At 68.6% G+C, this 21022-nt stretch carries 21 protein-coding genes; 7 read left to right on the top strand and 14 right to left on the bottom strand.

What is annotated here, in order from left to right; translation table 11 throughout:
- Positions 1–45: 45 nt before the first annotated feature.
- The 3 genes from BCEP18194_RS35405 to BCEP18194_RS35395 are packed head-to-tail and all read right to left on the bottom strand — an operon-like array spanning position 46 to position 2785.
- A complete protein-coding gene (locus tag BCEP18194_RS35405) occupies positions 46–924 on the bottom strand; it encodes an NAD(P)-dependent oxidoreductase (protein ID WP_011356124.1) in 879 nt (292 codons plus the stop codon).
- Positions 921–2147, bottom strand: a complete 1227-nt coding sequence (locus BCEP18194_RS35400) for an MFS transporter (RefSeq protein ID WP_011356123.1) — start codon at positions 2145–2147, stop codon at positions 921–923. Before BCEP18194_RS35400 ends, BCEP18194_RS35405 begins: the two co-directional genes overlap by 4 nt.
- Before the next feature lie 53 nt (positions 2148–2200).
- Positions 2201–2785: a TetR/AcrR family transcriptional regulator gene (locus tag BCEP18194_RS35395; RefSeq protein ID WP_011356122.1), complete on the bottom strand. Its 585-nt coding sequence runs from the start codon at positions 2783–2785 to the stop codon at positions 2201–2203.
- A 245-nt stretch (positions 2786–3030) separates the two neighbouring features.
- Here BCEP18194_RS35395 and BCEP18194_RS35390 point away from each other — a divergent pair, with 245 nt between their 5' ends.
- Positions 3031–3477, top strand: coding sequence for a hypothetical protein (locus BCEP18194_RS35390; protein WP_011356121.1), 447 nt, complete (start codon positions 3031–3033; stop codon positions 3475–3477).
- Between the two features lie 42 nt (positions 3478–3519).
- On the opposite strand, the gene BCEP18194_RS35385 is transcribed toward BCEP18194_RS35390, so the two are convergent.
- Positions 3520–4941 (bottom strand): sensor histidine kinase, encoded by a 1422-nt coding sequence (locus tag BCEP18194_RS35385; protein ID WP_011356120.1) that lies wholly within the window; start codon positions 4939–4941, stop codon positions 3520–3522.
- The gene (locus BCEP18194_RS35380; RefSeq protein ID WP_011356119.1) at positions 4928–5593 is read right to left on the bottom strand and encodes a response regulator transcription factor; all 666 of its coding nucleotides are present in this window, start codon (positions 5591–5593) and stop codon (positions 4928–4930) included. Before BCEP18194_RS35380 ends, BCEP18194_RS35385 begins: the two co-directional genes overlap by 14 nt.
- Positions 5594–5733: 140 nt before the next feature.
- On the opposite strand from BCEP18194_RS35380, the gene BCEP18194_RS41495 reads away from it, so the two are divergent.
- From BCEP18194_RS41495 to BCEP18194_RS35370, 3 genes are all read left to right on the top strand, one after another.
- On the top strand, positions 5734–5883 hold the full coding sequence (locus BCEP18194_RS41495; RefSeq protein WP_157687363.1) for a hypothetical protein: 150 nt from the start codon (positions 5734–5736) through the stop codon (positions 5881–5883).
- Positions 5880–6896: an ABC transporter substrate-binding protein gene (locus BCEP18194_RS35375; protein ID WP_011356118.1), complete on the top strand. Its 1017-nt coding sequence runs from the start codon at positions 5880–5882 to the stop codon at positions 6894–6896. The genes BCEP18194_RS41495 and BCEP18194_RS35375 overlap by 4 nt, the downstream gene beginning before the upstream one ends.
- Positions 6897–7018: 122 nt before the next feature.
- Positions 7019–8329 carry an MFS transporter gene (locus BCEP18194_RS35370; protein WP_011356117.1) on the top strand — a complete coding sequence of 437 codons (1311 nt, stop codon included), beginning with the start codon at positions 7019–7021 and terminating at the stop codon, positions 8327–8329.
- Between the two features lie 12 nt (positions 8330–8341).
- Here BCEP18194_RS35370 and BCEP18194_RS35365 read toward each other — a convergent pair whose 3' ends face one another.
- Complete coding sequence (locus BCEP18194_RS35365; protein WP_041493379.1) at positions 8342–9022, bottom strand: hypothetical protein; 681 nt, start codon at positions 9020–9022, stop codon at positions 8342–8344.
- A 131-nt stretch (positions 9023–9153) separates the two neighbouring features.
- Here BCEP18194_RS35365 and BCEP18194_RS35360 point away from each other — a divergent pair, with 131 nt between their 5' ends.
- On the top strand, positions 9154–9444 hold the full coding sequence (locus BCEP18194_RS35360; protein WP_244273015.1) for a prevent-host-death protein: 291 nt from the start codon (positions 9154–9156) through the stop codon (positions 9442–9444).
- A gap of 82 nt (positions 9445–9526) precedes the next feature.
- Here BCEP18194_RS35360 and BCEP18194_RS35355 read toward each other — a convergent pair whose 3' ends face one another.
- Together BCEP18194_RS35355 and BCEP18194_RS35350 are read right to left on the bottom strand one after the other, a co-directional pair.
- A complete protein-coding gene (locus BCEP18194_RS35355; RefSeq protein WP_011356114.1) occupies positions 9527–11311 on the bottom strand; it encodes a sensor histidine kinase in 1785 nt (594 codons plus the stop codon).
- On the bottom strand, positions 11308–11952 hold the full coding sequence (locus BCEP18194_RS35350) for a response regulator (protein WP_011356113.1): 645 nt from the start codon (positions 11950–11952) through the stop codon (positions 11308–11310). The genes BCEP18194_RS35355 and BCEP18194_RS35350 overlap by 4 nt, the downstream gene beginning before the upstream one ends.
- Positions 11953–12274: 322 nt before the next feature.
- Here BCEP18194_RS35350 and BCEP18194_RS35345 point away from each other — a divergent pair, with 322 nt between their 5' ends.
- Complete coding sequence (locus BCEP18194_RS35345) at positions 12275–12727, top strand: hypothetical protein (RefSeq protein WP_011356112.1); 453 nt, start codon at positions 12275–12277, stop codon at positions 12725–12727.
- 102 nt (positions 12728–12829) lie between these two features.
- Positions 12830–14848: a VTT domain-containing protein gene (locus BCEP18194_RS35340; protein WP_011356111.1), complete on the top strand. Its 2019-nt coding sequence runs from the start codon at positions 12830–12832 to the stop codon at positions 14846–14848.
- A 16-nt stretch (positions 14849–14864) separates the two neighbouring features.
- On the opposite strand, the gene BCEP18194_RS35335 is transcribed toward BCEP18194_RS35340, so the two are convergent.
- The 6 genes from BCEP18194_RS35335 to BCEP18194_RS41795 form a co-directional block, all read right to left on the bottom strand.
- Positions 14865–15194, bottom strand: coding sequence for a DNA-binding protein (locus tag BCEP18194_RS35335; RefSeq protein ID WP_011356110.1), 330 nt, complete (start codon positions 15192–15194; stop codon positions 14865–14867).
- Positions 15191–15523, bottom strand: a complete 333-nt coding sequence (locus BCEP18194_RS35330; RefSeq protein WP_011356109.1) for a type II toxin-antitoxin system RelE/ParE family toxin — start codon at positions 15521–15523, stop codon at positions 15191–15193. Before BCEP18194_RS35330 ends, BCEP18194_RS35335 begins: the two co-directional genes overlap by 4 nt.
- A 355-nt stretch (positions 15524–15878) precedes the next feature.
- Positions 15879–16433, bottom strand: a complete 555-nt coding sequence (locus tag BCEP18194_RS35325; RefSeq protein WP_011356108.1) for a protein-tyrosine-phosphatase — start codon at positions 16431–16433, stop codon at positions 15879–15881.
- A 212-nt stretch (positions 16434–16645) separates the two neighbouring features.
- Positions 16646–19096 carry a flavin-containing monooxygenase gene (locus BCEP18194_RS35320; protein WP_011356107.1) on the bottom strand — a complete coding sequence of 817 codons (2451 nt, stop codon included), beginning with the start codon at positions 19094–19096 and terminating at the stop codon, positions 16646–16648.
- A complete protein-coding gene (locus BCEP18194_RS35315; RefSeq protein ID WP_011356106.1) occupies positions 19083–20798 on the bottom strand; it encodes a GMC family oxidoreductase in 1716 nt (571 codons plus the stop codon). Before BCEP18194_RS35315 ends, BCEP18194_RS35320 begins: the two co-directional genes overlap by 14 nt.
- Before the next feature lie 26 nt (positions 20799–20824).
- Positions 20825–20980 (bottom strand): hypothetical protein, encoded by a 156-nt coding sequence (locus tag BCEP18194_RS41795; RefSeq protein ID WP_167316041.1) that lies wholly within the window; start codon positions 20978–20980, stop codon positions 20825–20827.
- Positions 20981–21022 lie beyond the last annotated feature (42 nt).

Raw genomic sequence — 21022 nt, 5'->3', positions numbered from 1 at the left:
CGCGCGCACCGGCACCGCCGGCCGCGCACGCACGCGGATTCCACGCTATGCGAGGAACGACGCTGCCATGTCCTTGTCCCCGTGCCCCGCGTCGACGGCACGCCGGAATCGCGCGAGGCTTGCATTCGCGACGTCGGCGTGCATGCCGGCGTCATGCGCGGCCTGCGCGATCAGCGTGGCGTCCTTCACCGCATTGGCGACCGTGAACGCCGGGCGGAAGTCGTCGTTCAGGATCAATGCGCCCTTTGCCTGAAAGTAGCCGTTGTCCATCGGGCCGCCCGACACGACATCGATCACGTCGCGCGGATCGGCGCCGAGCGCGCCGGCCAGTTTCAGGCTTTCCGCGATCGCGTGCGTGAGCGTGAACGCATAGTGGTTGAGCGCGAGCTTGAGCCGGCTGCCTGCGCCTGTCGAGCCGTCGTCGGCGACCCACAGCGTGCGCCGGCCGATCGCGTCGAACAGCGGCTGCACCTGTGCGCGATCCGATTCGGGCCCCGCCGCGAGCACGACGAGTTGCGCATTTTCGGCCGGCTGTCGCGAGCCTTGCACGGGTGCATCGTAGAACACGAGGTCGTGCGTCCGCGCGAATGCCGCGAGTCGTGCGATGCCGCGCACGCCTACCGTGCTGACCTGAACCCAGATTGTTCCGGCCGCCAGCTTCGGCGCAGCGGCCTCCATCGCCTTCAGCACGCCGTCCGCATCGTTGAGCACCGTGACGACGACGCGCGCGTCGCTGACGGTCTCGGCCGGCGTGGCGAACGCGGCGACACCGTCGGCGGCGAGTGCGTCGGCTTTGGCACGCGTGCGGTTCCATGCGCGGACCGTGAATCCCTGCCGGGCCAGATTGCGGGCGATCGGTGCGCCCATCACGCCGATACCGAGGACGGCGACGGTGGTGGCGTTGCGTGTAGCGGACGTGCTCATGACGTTTCTCCTGTCGAACGTGCGTATGAAGCGGAAGAGGACGGCGCGTGCGGACGCGTCGATGCGAGTGCGAGGACCAGGGCCAGTGCGGCGAGCGCGACGCCGACCCAGACCGTCGACACGAAACCGAGCCCGGCGTTGATCGCGACGCCGCCTAGCCACGGGCCGACGGTGTTCCCGACGTTGAACGCCGACGTGTTCGCCGTCGTCGCGAGCGTCGGTGCATGCGGTGCTTCGGCGATCGCGCGGGCCTGCAGCGCGGGATTGATCGAGAACGCCGCGATACCGAACGCGGCCAGTGCGACGATCGTGCCGGTGCGGCTGTGCGCGAGCGCGCCGAACGCGGCCATCGTGACGATCAGCCCGACGAGGCCCGCGACGAGGATCCCGGCCGGATAGCGATCGGTATAGCGGCCGCCCACGACGGTGCCGGCAAAGCAGCCTATGCCGAACAGCGCCTGCAACGCCGGCACGGCTGCGCGCGCGAAACCGCCGAACTCGGTGAAGATCGGCGAGAAATAGCTGTACGCGGCGAACAGGCCGGCCTGGCTGAGCGCCGAGATGCCGAGCGCGGCCCATAGCCGCGGCTGCCGGAACGATGCGAACTCGCGCGCGATGCCGTGATACGGCGGCCGGCCCTGCATCGGGACGACGAGCGTGGTGGCGACGAGGCTCAGCACGGCGAGCGCCGTGACGACCCAGAAGCTCGCACGCCAGCCGTACTGCTCGCCGATCAGCGTGCCGAACGGCGCGCCGGCGATATTGGCGATCGTCAGCCCGCCGAACATCACCGCGAGCGCGCGGCCTTTCGCGTCGGGGCCCGCCAGGTCGATCGCGAGCAGCGAGCCGATGCCGAAGAACGCGCCCTGCGCGAGCGCCGCGACGACCCGCGAGGTCATCAGCAGCGCATAGTTCTGCGCGAGCGCGCCGAGCGCTTGCCCGGCGATGAAGACGCCGAGCAGCACGAGCAGGGCGGTCTTGCGGCGCGTGCGCAGAAACGCGAGCGTCATCGCGGGGCCGCCGACCACCACGCCGGCCGCATAGCCGGAAATCAGCAGGGCGGCCGACGGAATCGACACGCCGAAATCGCGCGCGAGCAGGGGCAGCAGGCCTGACACCATCACTTCGGTGGTGCCGATGCAGAACACGGTGAGGCCGAGCACGAAGACGGCAAGCGGCAGCCGCGCGCCGCGACGGGGAACGGAAGAGAGCGAAGCGTTCATCGGGGTTCCTTGTTGTGGAATGATCATTCCATAATGGCGAAAAATTTTTTTGGTCAGCCCAGTGCGTGCAGGGTCCGGTCGACGATTGCGACGAGCCGCTTGCGGTCCTTGCCAGACGACGTCCTGGCGAGCACCCGCAACCCTTGCATTGCATTGAACACGAACCACGCGAGATCCTCGGCGTGCGCGTTGGCATCGATTTCGCCGGCGGCTTGCCCGCGCTCGATCGTTTCCTGGATGCCCGCGTGCATGATCCGGAAGTTCTGTCGCACGAGTTCGGCGACATGCGCGTCGCGGCTCGCGCGCTCGATCGCTGTGTTCGTCGCGAGACAGCCGCGTTTTTCGGGCGCCTTCAGGTCGGCGTCGACGATGCTTGTCAGCAGCGCACGCAGGCGCTCGGTCGCCGGGCCGGGGGCGCGCAGCAGGTCGACGTTGTCGCGCGAGCGCTGGTTGTAGCGCAGCATCGCCTGCTCGAACAGGCCGTCCTTGTTCGTATAGGCCGCATACAGGCTGCCGCGGCCGAGCCCGGTCGCCTGCACGAGATCCTGCGCGGACGTCGCTTCGTAGCCGTGGCGCCAGAACGTGTCCATCACGGCGTCGAGCACCTGGTCTTCGTCGAATTCTCTTGGCCGCGCCATCGGGCTCTCCTGATTTTTGAACGACCATACCATAATTGACCGGCGTGCTGCCGTCAAGCCGGATGGCGCGAATCGGTTCAAAGGGCGCTGTGGTCGAACCGGTGGTTCAAGGGCCGCGCAGACCGCACGATGACATTCCACACTGGCGTCCGCGCGTCGGCGACGCGCAGCAAAAAGCTGACGAATACCGAAAATCGGCGTAGCTTGGCGATCTTCTGATCCTGAATGCCACGGAGCGCCGCGCCATGTTGACCTATTCCATTCAGAAAGTCGGCTACGATTTCAAGCAACTGGATTCTCAGGGGGCGACGGATTACCCGTCGTTCACGCAAGCATTCGACGCGTTCCCGTGGGCGGCGCAGCATGCCGAATGGGACGACAAGCAGGACGGCCCGTTGCCGGCCCTCGTGCTGCAGCATGCCGACGATCAGCGGGAATTGTGGGTAACTGCCCTGAGCGATGCGCATGCGGACGGCTTCCAGCTGAATGCCGTCTCCATGCGGATGAAGAAGGGGCTTTTCGGGATCGGCAAGGGCAAGCTGGAGCAGCAAGTCGACACGATCGACGTCAGGAAGCGTACCGACGTCGATACGTTGTGCCGGCTGTTCTGCGATCGTCAGTACGACGAGTTGGACCGGGAGGTGGCGCGGCACGTGGAGCGCAACCGCTTCGATGACGACAGCGACGATTGAGCGCCCACTGCGCAAGCGCCTGAACCGGCGCAGTCCGTCAAATCATGCCTGCTTTGCGACGCTCCCCGCCGCGCGCGGAAACGTCAGCACCACCGAAAACCCGCCCGCGTCGGGAAACGCAAACCCGACGCGCCCGCCGTGCGCCTTCATCACCTCCTGCACGATTGCGAGCCCGAGGCCCGACCCGGTGCGCCGCTCGCTGCCGTCCGGCGCGATGCGCACGAACGGCTGCAGCGCGGCGTCCCAGTGCTCGCGCGGAATCCCGCGACCGTTGTCGGTCACGGTCAGCGTGACTGCATCGTCAACGTTGAGCTGCGTCGCGACCGAGACGACGATGTCGTCCGCATGACCATGCAGCAATGCATTGTGCAGCACGTTCGACAGCGCTTCCTGCAGGCTGATCGCATCGCCGTCGATCCAGGCGAGCGGCGCGTCGCTCGCGAACGCGACGGCGACATCGCGCTCGCCCGCGAGCGGAATCGTGCGGCCGAGCACATCCTTCGCGAGTGCGACGAGTTCGACGGGTTGCAGCGGCACGGCCTCGGTGCGATGGATCACCATCGCATGATTGAGCAGCTGGCCGGTGAGCCGCCCGACGTCCGAGCAGGTCGCGCGCAGCGCGTCGAGCCGTGCCGCGTGACGCGCGGGATCGGCTTCGCCGTCGAGCAGTTCGATCTGCGCGTCGAGTCGCGCGAGCGGCGTGCGCATCTGGTGCGCGGCATCGGCGATGAAGCGCTGCATCGCGTTGATCCGCTCGGCGAGGCGGCGCATCAGCCCGTTGATCGACCCGATGATCGCGTCGATCTCGCTCGGTGTATCGACGGCCACCGGCCGCAGGTCGGCCGGGTCGCGCGCGGCGATGATCGTGCCGATCTGCGCGAGTGGGCGCAGGCCCCGCCGGATCGCGAGGCCGCTTGCGCCGATCGCGAGCACGCTCATCAGCAGGATCAGCGTCCACACCTTGAAACTCATGTCGTTCGTGAGCTGCTGGCGCGCGTTGGTGGTTTGCGCCACCGTCACGAGCGCCCAGCCCGGCGTGCTTTCCTCGGGCATGTAGCGCGCGATGGTCGCGGTGCGGATCCGGTGCCCCTGGTACATCCCGTTCGCGAACGCCGGGCCCTGTTTCGCGGCGGCAAGCGTCGCGGGGCTCGCGAGATCGTTGTAGCCGGCTACGACGATGCCGCGCGAATCGACCACCTTGTAGTAGACGAGGTCGTAGCGCGACAGCGTCGACAGCGCGGCCACCGGCGGATTCAGCGCGAGCACGCCGCCTTGCACGTAGAGGTTTTCCGCGACCTGGATCGATGCGCCCGCAAGCAACTGGTCGTATGCGCGTTCGGCCGCGACGCCCGCGTAGTAGCGCGCGATCGCCGCGAGCGCGAGCGCGCCGGTCGCGACGACGAGCGCGATGAAGAGCAGCGTGCGCCCGAACAGCGTCTTCGGGAACCAGTCAGTGCGCCGCAATCTGATACCCCATCCCGCGCGCGGTACGGATCTCGACGGAGCTGCCCTGCAGCTTCTTGCGCACGCGTGTCACGTACTGCTCGACCGCGTTCGCGGTCGGTTCGTTGCCGAAGCTGAACAACTGGTTCAGCAGTTCGTCCTTCGAGAAGATCCGCTGCGGGCGGCTCGCGAGGATTTCGAGCAGTGCGAACTCCTGGCGCGACAGCGACAGCGGCTGGCCGTCGAGTTCCGCGAGACGGCTGCTGCGGTCGATCACGAGGCCGCCGAGCGTCAGCACGTCGTTTGCATGGCCGCTGTTGCGGCGCAGAAGGGCCTGCACGCGCGCATCGAGTTCGCGATAGTCGAACGGCTTCACCAGGTAGTCGTCGGCGCCGAGGCCGAGGCCGCTCACGCGGTCGTCGATCGCCGAGCGCGCGGTGACGAGCAGCACGGGCGTCGTGCTGCCCGATGCGCGCAGGTGGCGCAGCACCGTGAAGCCGTCCATGCCGGGCAGGTTCGCATCGAGCACGACGAGGTCGAAGCGCTCGACGCGCAGCAACCCGTTCGCGGTCGCGCCGTCGGTTTCGAGATCGACGGCATGGCCGAGCCGCGCCAGGCGGTTGCGGATCGCCGCGCCGATTTCGGCATCGTCCTCCACGACGAGAATGCGCATGGTGCCGTTTCGCAGATGGGTGGGTTAGGGGTTTTCCCGAGGCCGGGATGTCAGCATTTTCTCAGACTCGATCGATAACCTGTGTCGAGCCGGACGTTGCAAGGACGGCCATTAATACCAGAACCACAGGAGACGGCAACATGCAGCAGCAAACGGGCGCGACGAACGCGCGGCGCAGCACGCCGCCGGCCGGCGCTCGCCGGGGCGGCGAAGCGGGCCGCAGCCGGATGGCGGTCGATGCGATGGCGTTCGCGGCTCATGCCGCGCGTGCCGGGCAGGCCGGCGCATGACGATGTTGCCGCGACGCCGCGCGTTGATCGCCGCCGGGCTTGGCGTGCTCGCCGCACCGGCGCTCGTGCGTGCGAAGCCGCGCACGGTGCGGATCTCGAAAGGCTATGGCGTGCTCTACCTGCCACTGCTCGTGATGGAGAAGCAGCGGCTGTTCGAGCGGCACGCGGCGCGCCACGGCGTGCGCGACGTCGCGGTCGACTGGGTGCTGCTCGATGGCGGCAATTCCGTCAACGACGCGATGATGGCCGGCACGCTCGACTTCGCGGGCGCCGGCGCGCCGGGTTTCATCGAGCTGTGGGCGCGGGCGCGCGGCATTCCGAACGTCGAGGTGATCGGCATCAGCGGGTTGTCGACCACGTCGCTGTCGCTGAACACGAACCGGCCGGGCCTCGTGTCGCTGCGCGACTTTACGCCGTCCGACCGGATCGCGGTGCCGGGTATCCGCACGTCGCTGTCGGCGGTGGTGCTGCAGATGGTCGCGAGCAAGCAGCTCGGCCCCGCGCATTTCGCGCAGCTCGATTCAATTACCGTGAGCCTGCCGCATCCGCAGGCGATGCAGGCGCTGATTCGCCGCGAGAACGGTGTCACCGCGCATTTCACGTCGCCGCCGTTCTCGACGCTCGAGCTGCGGCAGCCGGGCATCCACCGCGTCGTGAATTCGGTCGACGTGCTTGGCCCGATGACGCACGACGTCGTATTCGCGCCGAAGCGACTCGTCGATACGGAGCCCGCGCTGGCCGTCGCGTTTCTCGGCGCACTCGACGAAGCGAACCGCCTGATCGTGCAGGACCCGCGCGCGGCGGCGGCGCTCTTTGCGTCGTCGTCGGGCGTCGGCATGTCGCACGACGACGTGATGCAGATGCTCGCCGCACCCGAAACGCGCTTCTCGGTGCTGCCGAACCAACTGATGGACTACGTCGAATTCCTGTACCTGGCCGGCACGATCAAGGCGAAGCCGCGTGCGTGGCACGAGATGTTCGCGCCGATGCTCGACGCCTACCGGTCGGGCTGATACGGCCGCTCCCTTTCATCGACACACCTCGCGCCCGTGCATTCGTCGCGCGCGGCGCCGACTCAACCGAAATGCAACTGCCAAGCAACCGCTATGCAACCGATTCACGCAAGGAGCCTGAAGTGAACGCGACCGAAACCCTGGACCCCGCGTCCGCCGAAGAACAGCGCATCATGTCGAAGATGGCGCGGCGCCTGCTGCCCATCCTCGTCGTGATGTTCCTGATCGCGTTCATCGACCGGCAGAACGTCGGCTTCGCGAAGCTGCAGATGGTGCACAGCCTCGGGATGACGGAAGCCGCGTTCGGGCTCGCGTCGTCGCTGTTCTTCATCGGCTATCTGCTGTTCGAGGTGCCGAGCACGCTCGCGCTGCATCGCTACGGCGCGCGCGTGTGGCTCGCGCGGATCATGCTGACGTGGGGGCTCATCACCGTGCTGATGGGCTTCACGACATCGATGCCCGCGTTCTGCGCGCTGCGCTTCGTGCTCGGCATCGCCGAGGCCGGCTTCTATCCGGGCGTGATCTACTACCTGACGCTGTGGTTTCCGCAGAGCTATCGCGCGAAGGTGCTCGGCATCTTCACGCTCGGCAGCGCGCTCGCGAACATGCTCGGCTCGCTGGTCGGCGGCGTGCTGCTGAGCCTGAACGGCGTGTGGGGGCTCGCGGGCTGGCAGTGGGTGTTCGTGGCGACGGGCATCCCGGCGGTGATCGTCGCGATCGTCGTGTTCCGCGTGCTGCCCGCATCGGTGCGCGATGCGCGTTTCCTCGACGACCGCGAGAAGCAGATCGTCGAGGCCGCGCTCGAACGCGAGAAGCCCGCGCAGGCCGAGCACGGCCAGCCGTGGAAGGCGCTGCTCGATCCGCGCGTGATGCTGTTCGCGGCGACCTACATGCTGATGTCGACGTCGCTGTACGGCGTGACGTATTGGTTGCCGACGCTCGTAAAGTCGTTCGGCGTGTCGAGCACGACGAACGGCTTCCTGAGCATGCTGCCGTGGGCGCTTGCGGTGCTGCTGCTGGTGTGGCTGCCGGGGAAGCTGCGGCGCGCGAAGAGCATCCTGCGCACGATCGCGATCGTTGCAGCACTTGGCGCGCTCGGCTTCCTGCTGAGCCTCGTGCTGCCGTCGACGCCGCTGCGCTTCATCGCGCTCGTGCTCGGCGGTGCGTGCATCCCGTTGCTGTATCCGTGCTTCTGGTCGATGCCGCCGCGCTACTTCACCGGCGCGCGGGCGGCGGCGAGCGTCGCGGCGATCAACTCGATCGGCAACCTCGGCGGCTTCTTCAGCCAGAACCTGATGCCGTTTGCCGGCAAGGTGACGGGCACCGCGTTCGGCCCGATGATCGTGCCGATCGTGTGTCTCGCGCTGCTCGGGATCGGCGCGCTGGTCGCGTGGACGCGGTCGGAGCGGGGGATGGTGGCGACGCGGGCGTGACGGCGCGCGGCGTTACCGCTTCATCAACTGGTTTCCGACGAACGAGAAGTTGGCTGTCGCGTGCGTGTTCGACAGCAGGTACCTGAGCGCGTGGATGTCGGGGGCGGTCGTCGTGAAGCGGTTGTCGCCGTCGAAGATGAAGTCCCACGTGACGATGCCGCGGCTGGTGCCGGGATCGTCCACGTGAATCTCCTTCATTGACGCAAGCGGATACGCGCGCTCGTGCCAGTCGAACAGGTGCCGCACGTAGAGGTGATCCGCTGTGACGATCTCGTAGCGCCGCAGGAAGGGCGTTGCGATGACGACGAGCACCGTCGTGAAGATCAGCCACGAGCGGGCGCCGCGCCACAGGACGGCCCGCGCCGACGGGCGTCCGGGCACCATGACGCGGTAGCGCGCGTAGGTGGGCTGCAGGATAAGCGCCGTGCCGAACCACCAGAAGATCGCGATGAACCCGAGCGGCATGTTCATGTACGGCACCGAAAACGCGCCGACGAAGCTCGTCGGGAAATCCAGGAACCGTGCGGTCGATGCGAACCCGAGCCCGATGTAGCTGCCGGCCGGATGCGGGATGAACACGGCCGTCGTCAGGGCCTGCAGCGCGAGCAGGACGGGCCAGCACAGCAGCGATATGGTCAGCCAGACGGTCAGGGTGCCCAGGAAGAAAAGTGCAAGTTGCGGGATGGATTTCATCGTGGTGGAAGCGCGAGGTCCGGACGGCCGACGCGTTGGCGCGAGAGCGAGGCAGGACGGTGACAAATTGTAGCGTTGTGCCGAAGCGAATCATGCGGGCAATGTTGCCTTGGGCAGGCCGATGGCCGAGCATGACCATGCAGCGCATGCGTCGTGGTCAGGAGGCTGGAATTTTGTGCATCCTGTCGATCCGTTACGATGCGTCGCAGGCGTGGCTCATGGAACGGGAAATGAAAACGACGACGATGAACAGGTTGGGCGATGGCAGTTCGCGCCGACGCATGCAGCGCGAATTTGTCACACGTGGCCAGGCATCGCGCGACGAGGCGCGGCGGACCGGCGAATACTTCGATGCCGCGCACGTCCTTGCGGAACTCGAGCGCATGCTGGAAGTGGCACGCGCGACGAAAGCCGTCGATTAAGCCGGCGGATCAGGGGCGTATGTCACCTGGCAGGCACCGATCGTCGCTGTTCGGCACCCACCTCACCGCCTTCGCCGGGTTCCTACCCGCGCGCGCCCCCAACCCCGCCATGCGCGACCGTCACCTGCGCAGGCGACAGCGGAATCTCCACCTCGACCGTCGTTCCTTCGCCGAGTGTCGTCGCGATCCGCAGCGTACCGCCGACGAGATACGCACGCTCGCGTAACCCCACCAGCCCGAACGATCCCGACTTGCGTGGCACGCCTGGATCGAATCCCGCGCCGTCATCACGAATCGTCAGTTCGATCGCATGGTTCGCATGCACGAGTTCGACGGTCGCATGCGACGCGGCCGCGTGCCGCGCGACGTTCGCGAGCGCTTCCTGCGCGATGCGGAACACCGCCGTCGCGTAAGGCTCGTCGAGTTGCAGCTCCGGCGGGTCGACATGCAGCGCGCATGCGATGCCGTGACGGTGCCGGAAATCCTCCACGAGCCATTGCATGGCCGCGGCGAAGCCGAGATCGTCGAGCATCAGCGGGCGCAGGTCCGATGCGATGCGGCGTGTCGCGGCTACCGCACCGCGCGCAAGCGCGTGCATCGCCGCGATCTTGCGCGCCAGTTGCGCATCGTCCTGCGGCACGCGGTCGATCAGCCATTCGAGATCGTTCTTCAGCGTCGCGAGGGTCTGCGCGAGTTCGTCGTGCAGCTCGCGTGCGATGCGGCGCTGCTCGGCCTCGCGTGCGCTCGCGCTGATCGCGGCGATCTCGCGCAGCTCCTCGCGCGACGCCTGTAGCGCCCGCTCGGCGCGCACGCGGTCCTCGACTTCGCGTCGCAGGTCGCGGTTCGACGCGCTCAGTTGCGCGGTGCGCGCGGCGACGCGCTGTTCGAGCCGTTCGTTCGCGTCGTTCAGCTGCGCGCTCTTCTGCACGACGAGCAGATGCTGGTAGCGCGCGCCGGCCAGCGCGCGCACCGTCTGCGCATGCAGCCGGCCGTTCTCGAACAGCATCGCGAACAGCACGACGCCGGAGGCGACGAGGCCGTACGCGCGCCCCGCGTAGAAGCCGAGATCGTAGCGCCCGTGATTGAGCATCGACGACAGCGCGATGTCGAACAGCCACGCGACGAGCACCGTCATCACCCACAGGTCGAGCACGGAATGGCGTCGCCGCCGCTGCCACATCAGCATCAGCGCGACCAGGTTCAGCCCCCAGACGATCGTGATCGCGTTCGTCATCGTCGCGGCCATCCGGTTGCCGTTCATGATGCGCGGCAGCAGGTCGTGGCCGGCCGTCGCGAGCAGCGCGAGCGCGACCGTCGCGCCGACTGCGGCCGCGATGCACAGCATCACCGGAATCGCCGCGCGGCGCTGCGGGGCCGGGATCGGGCCCGGTGTACGCGACGTCGCGCGCAGCAGCGCGTACGCGGCGACCGCGAGCGGAAAGCCGCCGTGCCAGAACAGGTACAGCCAGGCGGTGGTCTGGTCGCGGGCGCCGAGCAGGCCGGTCGGCGTGAACAGCCCGGGAAAGGTCAGCATGTGGGTGCCGGCCATGAAACCTGTGAACAGGTAGCCGCCCGCGAGCACGAGCAGCGGCCTCTGGCGCAGGATCGCGTACTGGCCGAGCAGCAGGCCGGCCGTCACCATGTCGTTGACGACGATCGCCGACTGGTACACGGGGATGAACGCCGCGCCCGGCGCCAGCGGCCTGCCGGCGAAGGGTGCAAGCGCGGCGAAGATCACGGCGGAGATGAGCACGGTCGCGAGCGCGAGCCGCCGTTCGCGCCGGCCCGGCGGCAGCGACGACATGAACAGGTGCGACGCGTCCGGGTTGTCGTCGTCCGGGGGCGGGAAGCGGAACGCGGCCGTCATGCGTCGCCGCCGGGGTCGAGGTCGTGGCGCACCGCGTAGCGAACCAGCGCGGCTTCGTGCGGCAGCTCCATCTTCTCGAGAATCCGTGTCTTGTACGTGCTGACCGTCTTCGCGCTGAGCGCGAGTTCGGTCGCGATCTGCGTGACGGTCTGGCCCGCGACGATGCGGCGCATCACGTCGAGCTCGCGCGCGGACAGCCGTTCGTGCGGAAGCGTCGCGGCCGGCGTGCGCAGCGTGAGCGCGAGGCTTTCTGCCGCCGACGGGCTCACATAGACGCCGCCCGCGGCCACCTTGCCGACCGCCTCGACGAGCTCGGCGGTCGCGCTGTCCTTCGTCAGGTAGCCGGTTGCGCCGGCCTTGAACGCGCGCGCCGCGTACTGCGCCTCCGCATGCATCGTCAGCACGAGCGTGCGCAGCGACGGCGCCTGGCGCTTCACCAGCCGGATCAGCTCGATGCCGGTCGGCGCGGGCATCGACAGGTCGAGCAGCAGCACGTCGGCGGCGCCGCGCTCGACCAGCGCAAGCGTGGCCGAGCCGTCGCTCGCCTCGCCGACGATTTCGAAACCGCCGGCCGTTTCCAGGATGTAGCGCAGTCCGTCCCGCATGACTGCGTGATCGTCAGCCAGAATTACCCTGATCATCTAGCGATCCTCTTCGGGATGACGCCGCGCACTGCTGTCCGATGGTTGCCGCGGCCGTTCTTCTGATCAATATATTCCGCCGAATCCGAAAACGGTACACATCCGGGAAATTTTCGAGATAGAAGATCGCGGAATGTGTACTGAAACGAAATAATCGCGGGGAAAAGGTATGCGGTGGAGCGGGTGCGGATCGGGGTTTTCCCTAATGAGTGCGATGGCGGGAACAGGCAGGCGCCGCGCGTCGCGAGCCGCCCCGCGAGCCGTCCCGATTCGGGACTAAACTGGTGCCCGATGCCACTACAACGACCCGAGGAGCCCCGTGATGATCGATCTTGCCGATATCTTGCCGTCCGCATTGCCCGCCGCCGTCGCATGGGCCGAAGCCGAGGCGGCGCGCGGGATCGCGCAGGGGGCGCCGCTGACGCCGGCGCAAGCCGACGACGCGCGCACGGTGGGTGTCGCGCAGCCGGAGCGGATCCGCGTGGTGATCGTCGACCGCATGCCGTTCCCCGAGGTGCCGTCGCTCGCCGCGATCGCCCGCGACACGGGGCTCCTGGCGCCGGGAACCATCGGGCTCACGCTCGGCCATGCGGTGTACGTGCTGCGCGGGCAGGACACACGCCGCCTGTTGACCCACGAATTCCGCCACGTGCATCAGTACGAGGCCGCCGGCTCGATCGGCGCGTTTCTCGCGCGCTATCTGCAGGAGATCGCGACGGTCGGCTACCACGACGCGCCGCTCGAGGCCGACGCGCGGCAGCACGAGTTCGATTGACCCGTCACGCCGGCGCGACCGCGCGCACCTCCCGATGAACGTTCCCCATGCCATCGCCGGCCCGGTGTCCGCACACCGGGGCGCCCCGCCTTGGAGCGTGCGATGAGCGACACGATCCACGCGTGGATCGGCACGATCGGCGCACATCCGCTGCTCGTGCTCGCGATCGTGTTCGTGACGGCCTGCGCCGAGGCGATCGCGCTGATCGGCACGGTCGTGCCGGCCGGCGCCGTGATGTTCGCGGCCGGTGCGCTGATCGGCGCGGGCGCGCTCGACGGATGGACGACCATCGGTGTCGCGGCGGTCGGTGCCGTGATCGGCGACGGGATCAGCTACGAACTCGGGCGGCACTACCGCGGCGTGATCCGCAATGCGTGGGCGCGCTTCGGCTATGCGGCCGCCTACGCGCGCGGCGAGGAGTTCGTGCTGCGTCACGGGATGAAGAGCATCGTGCTCGCGCGTTTTCTTGCGCCGGTGCGCGCGGTTGTGCCGGTCGTCGTCGGCTGCGCGACGCTGCCGCGCCGGTCGTTCTATCCGGTCAACGTCATCTCGGCGCTCATCTGGGCGCCCGTGCACGTCGCGCCAGGCATCCTGTTCGGGGCGTCGGCCGCGCTGGCCGCGGCGATCAGCGTGCGGGTCGCCGTGATCCTGCTGGTCGTCGCGGCGCTGGTCGCGCTCGTGTGGATCGGTGTGCGCGTGGCGTTGCAGCGCGGCTGGCCGCTGCTGCGCCGTGCGCTCGTCGAAGGCGTGCACGCCTGCGCGCGCCGCTGGCCGCGGTTCGGCGCGCGGCTCCACGACGCGATCGCTTACGTACGCGGCCTGCCGGGCGCGGTGCCGGTGCTTGCGCTGCTGTTCGTCGGTTGCGTGTGGCTGTTCGCGGGCCTCGTGCAGGATGTCGTCGCGAACGATCCGCTGATGCACGCGGACATTGCGCTGTATGCGTTCCTGCAGAACCTGCGCACGCCGCCGGTGGACGCCGCGATGCGCGCGCTCGCCGTGCTGCACGGGCACGATACGGGGCTGATCGTCGCGGCCGCGTTTCTCGTCTGGCTGATGATCCACCGCTGCTGGCTGACGTCCGCGTGGTGGCTGGTGACGGTCGGCGTTGCCGTCGTGCTCGTGCCGGTGTTCGGCGCGGGCGTGCCCGGCGCGACGCCCGCGAGCTTGCCGCCCGGCGCGCTGCACGTGCCGCTGCCCGATGCCGACGCCGCGTTCGCGATTCTCGCGAGCAGTGGCCTCGGCTGGGTGCTGACGCGCGACCGGCCCGCGCTGTGGCGGATCCCGGTCGTGACGGCCGTGGTGCTGTGGATCGTGCTCGGCGGCTTCGCGCGGCTGTATGTCGGCGACACGTGGCTGTCGGGCCTGCTGGGCGGCTGGAGCCTCGGGCTCGCCTGGTTCGCGTTGCTGGCCGGCGCCTATGCGTACTGGCGCGTGCGCGAGCACGTGCAACCGAGGGGCGCGCTCGTCGCGGTGACGGTGGTGCTCGCGACGGCCGGCGTGTGGACGGTTCCGGTGCAATGGCAGCTCGATCGTGCGTCGCGCCCGCATGTCGGCGACGTGGTCGCGATGACCGTCGACCAGTGGCTGCGCGGCGGGTGGCAGCGCGTGCCGGTGCGGCGCACCGAGATTGGTGGCGACCGCGAGGAATATCTGCCGCTGCAATGGAGCGCGACGTCGGACACGCTCGACCGGCATCTCGCGCAGGCCGGCTGGCAGCGCGCGACGCCGTGGTCGCCGGCCACCGCGCTGCGCTGGCTGTTGCCGCAGGCGCCGGCCGATGCGCTGCCGGTGCTGCCGCGCTACACGCACGGCGAAAGCACGCGCCGCGTGTTCGTGCGCGTCGATCCGGCCCAGCCGGAAAGCCGCCTCGTGTTGCGGTTGTGGCGTTATCCGTACGTGCTGCAGGACGCGCTCGGCATGCGGCCGCTGTGGTACGGCGCGCTGTATCGCGAGACGCTGCACCGGCCGGCACGGCTGATGACGATCGTGCGCACGACGACGATCGACGATGCGGCGACGCTTGCGAAGGCGCTGTCGGTCGAGCCGACGATCGAGCATCCGCCGGCGGGGATGACGAACGCGCCGGCGGAGATGCTGCTGGTGTGGATGGTGCGGCCGTGAGCGGGCGGTGTGCCGCTTAGGCGTGCGCTGGCTGCGCGGGGACGACGGACAGGCGCAGGCCGACGGTCTTGAGCACCGCGAGCAGGGTTTTCAGAGTCGGGTTGCCGTTGGGGGAGAGCGTGCGATACAGCGATTCGCGGCTGATGCCGGCTTCGGCCGCGACGGCGCCGAGCCCGCCGTACGCTTCCGCGACCGTACGCAGCGCGAGCAGGCCGGCCGCGCGGTTGTCGGGATCGTCGAGCGACTCCATCGCGACGCGCAGATAGGCCACCGCGAGTTCGCGGTCGGCGCCGAGTTCGGCGACTTCCGCGTCGTGGTGCGATACCGCACCTTTGAGCTTGGTCATGTTTGCCTCCGTTTCCAGTTCGACCAGTGTTCCTTTGCACGCCTGATGTCGTCGGGTTGACTGCTTTTGTCGCCACCTGAAAGCAACAGCACCAGTGCGCCGCCGTACCGCCCGAAATACACGCGATAACCAGCGCCGACATGGACGCGCAGTTCGATCACCCCTTCGCCGACGGGCTCGCAATCGCCGAAGTTGCCTGTCTGCACGCGGCGCAGGCGTTCGCGAATCCGTGCCTGCGCAGGCTTGTCGCGCACGGCGTTCAACCATTCGGTGAAGGGCTCGCGACCGTCGTCGCGCTGGTAGCGAAGAAGTTCGAACTTGGAAAGCATTGTAACTTATAAGCTACAAAAAGGTGAAGGGTAAATGGAGTGGTCGTGTGAGCTGCCGGGTGGTGTGCGCGGGGGCGTGCGCGCGTTGCCGGGTCGGGGCGACACACAACACCGCATGCACGTTGCGGCGCATGCGGTGCCTTCGAAGTGCGAGATATCAGGCCGCGAAGCCGGCTTCCCGGACGAAGATCATTCTTTCATCCGGTGCGCAGGGTGACGATTCGGCCGGATGGCCAAAGTCGATGGCCCGGTGACGGGCACGCACGGTGAGTGGGGCGTATGGCGGGAACAACGTGAACAACAAACCTGTCGGTGCCGGCGCGTCGCGCCTCGCGAGCCGACAGGCCTCCTGACATTACTGCTTCGCCGGCGCGGCCGTCGCAACCTTGTCGAGCGCAGCGGGGATGTACGTGTCGAGCTGCGTGGTCACCGATTCGTAGAAATCGATCGGCTTGCCCCACGCGTCGGGCACGTCGACGTGCTTCCCGGATGCATATTCGGCGAGCGTGAACACCTTGCCGGCGGCCGACGGATAGAGCGCGAGCACCTTCTCCTTGTGCTTGTCGGTCATCGTCAGGATCACGTCGGAATGCTTGATGTCGTTTGCGTTCAACTGCACCGAACGGTGCGCGGACGTGTCGATGCCGCGGCGCTTCATCAGGATCACGCCGTTTTCTTCGGGCTTCTCGTCATAGGGATCTTCGTCGACTGCGCGTGAAATCACCGCGATGTGCGCGTGGCGTTGCGCGATCAACTGGCCGGCGATCGCTTCGGCCATCACGCTGCGCCCGGTGTTGCCGGTGTCGACGAATGCCACCTTCTTCGGCTCGTCGGCGAATGCCGAAGTCGCGCACTGGATGCCGACGCAACAGAGCAGTGCCAGCGTATTGAGGGTGTGCCTTCTTTTCATGATGTCTCCGCGAGGGTGGGGGAACCCCGGCGGCGCGCCGGGGCTTGCGGGAGATCATGACGGCCGCATGCGACGGAAAAAAATAAACGGCCGGTTTTTGCAAGACAGCGTCGCTTCGTGGCAAGCCGGCCCGGTAACGGCGCATGCGCCGCGCACCCGATCGGGGAGGCCGCGAACCACGGCCCCGATCGCGGCGCATGACGGCTTCATCGTCACGCCGTCACCGCCACCCGCTCCGCCGCAAACCTCGCCAGCGTCCGCAATGCGTCGCGCGCCGACCGCAGGTAAAACGCCTGCAGATGAAACACATGCCAGCGCGCCGCATGAACCTCCAGCCGGCACGGCACGCCACAGGCCTGCGCATGACGGGCCAGCCGCAGCGCATCCGACAGCAGCACCTCCTGGTCGCCGGCCTGGACCAGCATCGGCGGCAGGCCGCGCAGGTCGGTGTCGAGCGGGCCGCGGGCCGCCACCGAACCGGCACCGTGATACCAGCGCAGCCCCTGTTCGAGCCAGCCGCGGCGGATCATCGGATCGTCGTGGCGGCGCGAAGCCAGCGTCGCGCCGCCGAGCGCCGGATCGGTCACGGGCGAGATCAGCAGCAGCGCGGCGGCGGCCGGTTCGCCGCGCTCGCGCAGCGCGATGGCCAGCGCGAGCGCCAGCGCACCGCCGGCCGAATCGCCGGCGATCACGATCCGGTGCGGCGCATGGCCCTGCGCGCGCATCGCGTCGTAGACGGCCAGCGCATCGTCGAGCGCGGCCGGGCTCGGATGCTCGGGCGCCAGCCGGTAATCGGGCACCCACACCGGCAGGCCGGCCTCGTTCGCGAGCCGCGTCGTCACGCCGCGATGCGTGTGCGGCCCGCCGAGGCAGAATGCGCCGCCGTGCAGATAGAGGATCGCGCCGCCCGCGTCGCCGCGCTTCGGCGCCACGACTTCGACCGGCACGCGGTGCGCGGACGTGCGGTAGCGCAGCGTGCCGCTCGTGCCCGGCATCAGCGGCGACAGCAGCGCGACGACGCGGCGCTGCATGCGCGCGCCGAACGGCGGCCCGATCAGCGGCCGGAACGCCACACGCAGGAAGCCGCGCAGCGATGCGGCCGTGAGGGCCTCCAGCCGGCCGGCGGGCGGCGCGACCACCACGTCGCGCGCCGGTGCGACCGACTCGGGCAACGGATGCGTGAAGCGGTATGCGGACATCCCGGTGAAGCGCGTGATCCACCGGTAGGTCAGCGTGAAGCCCGGCCAGTTCGTGCTGTTGTGCCCCGACGCATCGACGTACCAGCTCTTGCAGCTGTTCCACACCGATCCTTCGAGCCGCTGCTGCACATGCACGTTGAAGCGCCGGTAGCGGCGCGCGTCGACGTCGATCTCGCGCGCACCGTCGCGCCGCATCGTGCGCAGGCAGCGCATCACGTGCGCGATCTGGCTTTCGAGCATGTAGACGATCGAGTTGTGGCCGAGATTGGTGTTCGGGCCGTACAGCATGAAGAAGTTCGGAAAGCCGGGCACGGTGAGGCCGAGATACGCCTGCGCGCCGCGTCGCCACGCGTCGTTCAGGTCGAGCCCGTCGCGGCCGGTGATGCGCATCGGCGACAGGAACTCGGTTGCCGCGAACCCCGTGCCGTACACGATCGCATCGACCGGATGGTGCACGCCGTCGACGGTCTCGATGCCGTCCTCCGTCACGCGCCGGATCCGCTGCGTGACGAGCTCGACGTTGTCGCGGCTCATCGCGGCAAGGTACTCGCTCGACAACAGGATGCGCTTGCAGCCGATCGGGTAGTCGGGCGTGAGTTGCGCGCGCAACGCGGGGTCCGGCACGTCGCGCGCGAGCAGCTTGTGGAACGGCCGGCCGACCGCGACCTTCATCAACTTGTGCAGGCGCGTGAACGCGATTGCGCGCGATTCGTAGCGCAGGTAGATCGATGCGCGATGCAGCTTCATCGCCCACGGCAACCTGCGGAACAGCGCCTTCTCCCACGGGTGGTACGCGCGGTCGGGGCGCGGCATCACGTAGGCCGGCGAACGCTGGAATACGACCAGGCGCTTCACGTCGCCCGCGATCGCCGGGACGAACTGGATCGCCGACGCGCCGGTGCCCACGACCGCCACGCGCTTGGCCGTAAGCGAATAGTCGTGATCCCAGTGCGCGGAGTGGAAGGCGCGGCCGCGAAACGTGTCGATGCCGGGCAGGTCGGGCATCGCGGGACGGCTCAACTGCCCGGTGCTGCTGACGAGCACGGCGGCGCTGAGCGTCGTGCCGTCGGCGAGCGTGACGCGCCACAGCGCAGCGGCTTCGTCGTAGCGTGCATGCGCGACTTCGGCGCCGAAGCGCAGGTAGCGCGCGAGGCCGTACTTGCGCGCGCAATGCTGCAGGTACGCGTGGATTTCCGGCTGCGGCGCGAACACGCGCGACCACGCCGGATTGGGCTCGAACGAGAACGAGTACAGGTGCGAGGGCACGTCGCAGGCGGCGCCCGGGTAGCTGTTGTCGCGCCACACGCCGCCGACGTCGTGCGAGCGTTCGACGATCGCGAAATCGTGGATGCCCGCACGTTGCAGCGCGATCGCCATGCCGATGCCGGCGAAGCCGGCGCCGATGATGATCGCCGCTAGCGGGGCGGCGGATTCGGCGGTGCGAGAAGTATCAGGCGACAACATGGCGGGTTTCCTCGGGCTGGATGGCATCGCGCGCGGCGCACGTGGCAGGAACGATGTCGCGATTCGTCGAAGTGTCGGTGCCGTCGTCCTGCGGCTGCGCGGTCGTGCGACACACGCCCCGGATCATGTCGACGGCCTTCTCGGCGATCATGATCGTCGGCGCGTTGGTGTTGCCGCCGATAAGCGTCGGCATGATCGACGCATCGACGATGCGCAGCCCCTGCAGGCCGCGCACGCGCAGTTGCGGATCGACGACAGCGAGTGCGTCGTGCCCCATCCGGCACGTGCCGACCGGGTGATACACGGTGTCGGTGCGCCGCCGCAGCACGTCGCGGATTTCATCGTCGGTGTTGACGTTCGCGGTGAACAGGTCGCGCGTGGTCCAGCCGGCGAGCGCCGGCGCTTCCATCAGCCGGCGTGTGATCCGGAAGCCCGCGACCATGTCGTCGAGGTCACGCGGATCGTCGAAGAACGCGGGATCGATGCGCGGCGCGGCGAGCGGATCGGCGCTGTTGAGCGTGACCGAGCCGCGGCTGCGCGGCCGCAGCAGGCACACGTGGCACGACAGCCCGTGACCGGCGTGCAGCTTGCGCGCGTGATCGTCGACGAGCGCGACGACGAAGTGCAGCTGGATGTCCGGCGCGTCGAGCTCGGCGCGCGTCTTCAGGAAGCCGCCGCCTTCCGCGAAATTCGACGTCAGCATGCCGCGCCGTTCGCGGCGAAAGCGCGCCAGCTCGCGCAGCATGCGCAGGCCGCCGCCCGCGGACACGCCCATCGTGTCGACGCTGCGCGTGCGGTAGCCGAAGATGAAATCAGGATGATCCTGCAGGTTGAGGCCGACACCGGGCAGGTCGGCGTGCACGGCGATGCCCTGTTGCTGGAGCGCGCGGCCCGGGCCGACGCCCGACAGCATCAGCAACTGCGGTGTTTGCAGTGCGCCAGCCGCGAGCACGACTTCACGCCGTGCGCGCAGCGTGCGGACCTCGCCATGCTGCCGCACCTCGACGCCGATCGCGCGCGTGCCGTCGAACAGGATGCGCAGCACCTGCGCGTGCGTCTCGACCGTCAGGTTGTCGCGGCGGCCGACGTGCGGCAGCAGGTACGCGCGCGCCGCGCTCCACCGCTCGCCGTGCTTCTGCGTGACCTGGTAGATGCCGATGCCTTCCTGCTGCGCGCCGTTGAAATCGTCGGTGAGCGGCAGGCCGGCCTGCTGCGCGGCTTCCAGGTAGCGCGCATGGAACGGGTTGCCGGTGCGCAGGTCGCTCACCCACAGCGGGCCGTCGCGGCCGTGCCACGCATCGTCGAAGCGCTCGTTGTGCTCGCTCAGGCGGAAGTACGGCAGCACGTCGTCGTAGCTCCAGCCTTCGTTGCCGAGCGCGGCCCAGCCGTCGTAGTCGACGCGGTGGCCGCGGATATAGACCATCGCGTTGATGGCCGACGAACCGCCCAGCACCTTGCCGCGCGGCTGGTAGCCGATGCGCCCGCCGAGGCCCGGCTGCGGCACCGTGTCGAAGGCCCAATTGTTGATGCGGGTCGGCATCATCGCGACCGCACCGGTCGGCACGTTGACGAGCGTGCCGTCGCCGCGGCCACCGGCCTCGAGCACGCAGACGGTCACGGCCGGATCCTCGGTCAGCCGCCCGGCGACGACGCTGCCGCCCGAACCGCCGCCGACGACGATGTAGTCGAAAGTCTTGCTCATGGATGTGTCCTCTGACGGTCGATGGATCAAGCGGGGCGCGGCAGCGCGCACTGGTCGCCGGCGAGCGGCAGGCGGGGCGCGAGTGGCAGGGCGGGGTCGCGGGCAAACGTGGCGAGCGAGGTGAATTCGGCGCGCTGACGTGTGAAGCGGGCTGCGGGATCGGTCGGGCGACTCGGTCGCATGGTGTCTCCTCCGGAGGGCGATGGCGTCGTTCGGATGACGAC

Source organism: Burkholderia lata (assembly GCF_000012945.1).
Taxonomy (GTDB): domain Bacteria; phylum Pseudomonadota; class Gammaproteobacteria; order Burkholderiales; family Burkholderiaceae; genus Burkholderia; species Burkholderia lata.
Note: the sequence above shows the minus strand (reverse complement) of the source record. Positions and strands in the feature narration are given on the sequence as shown.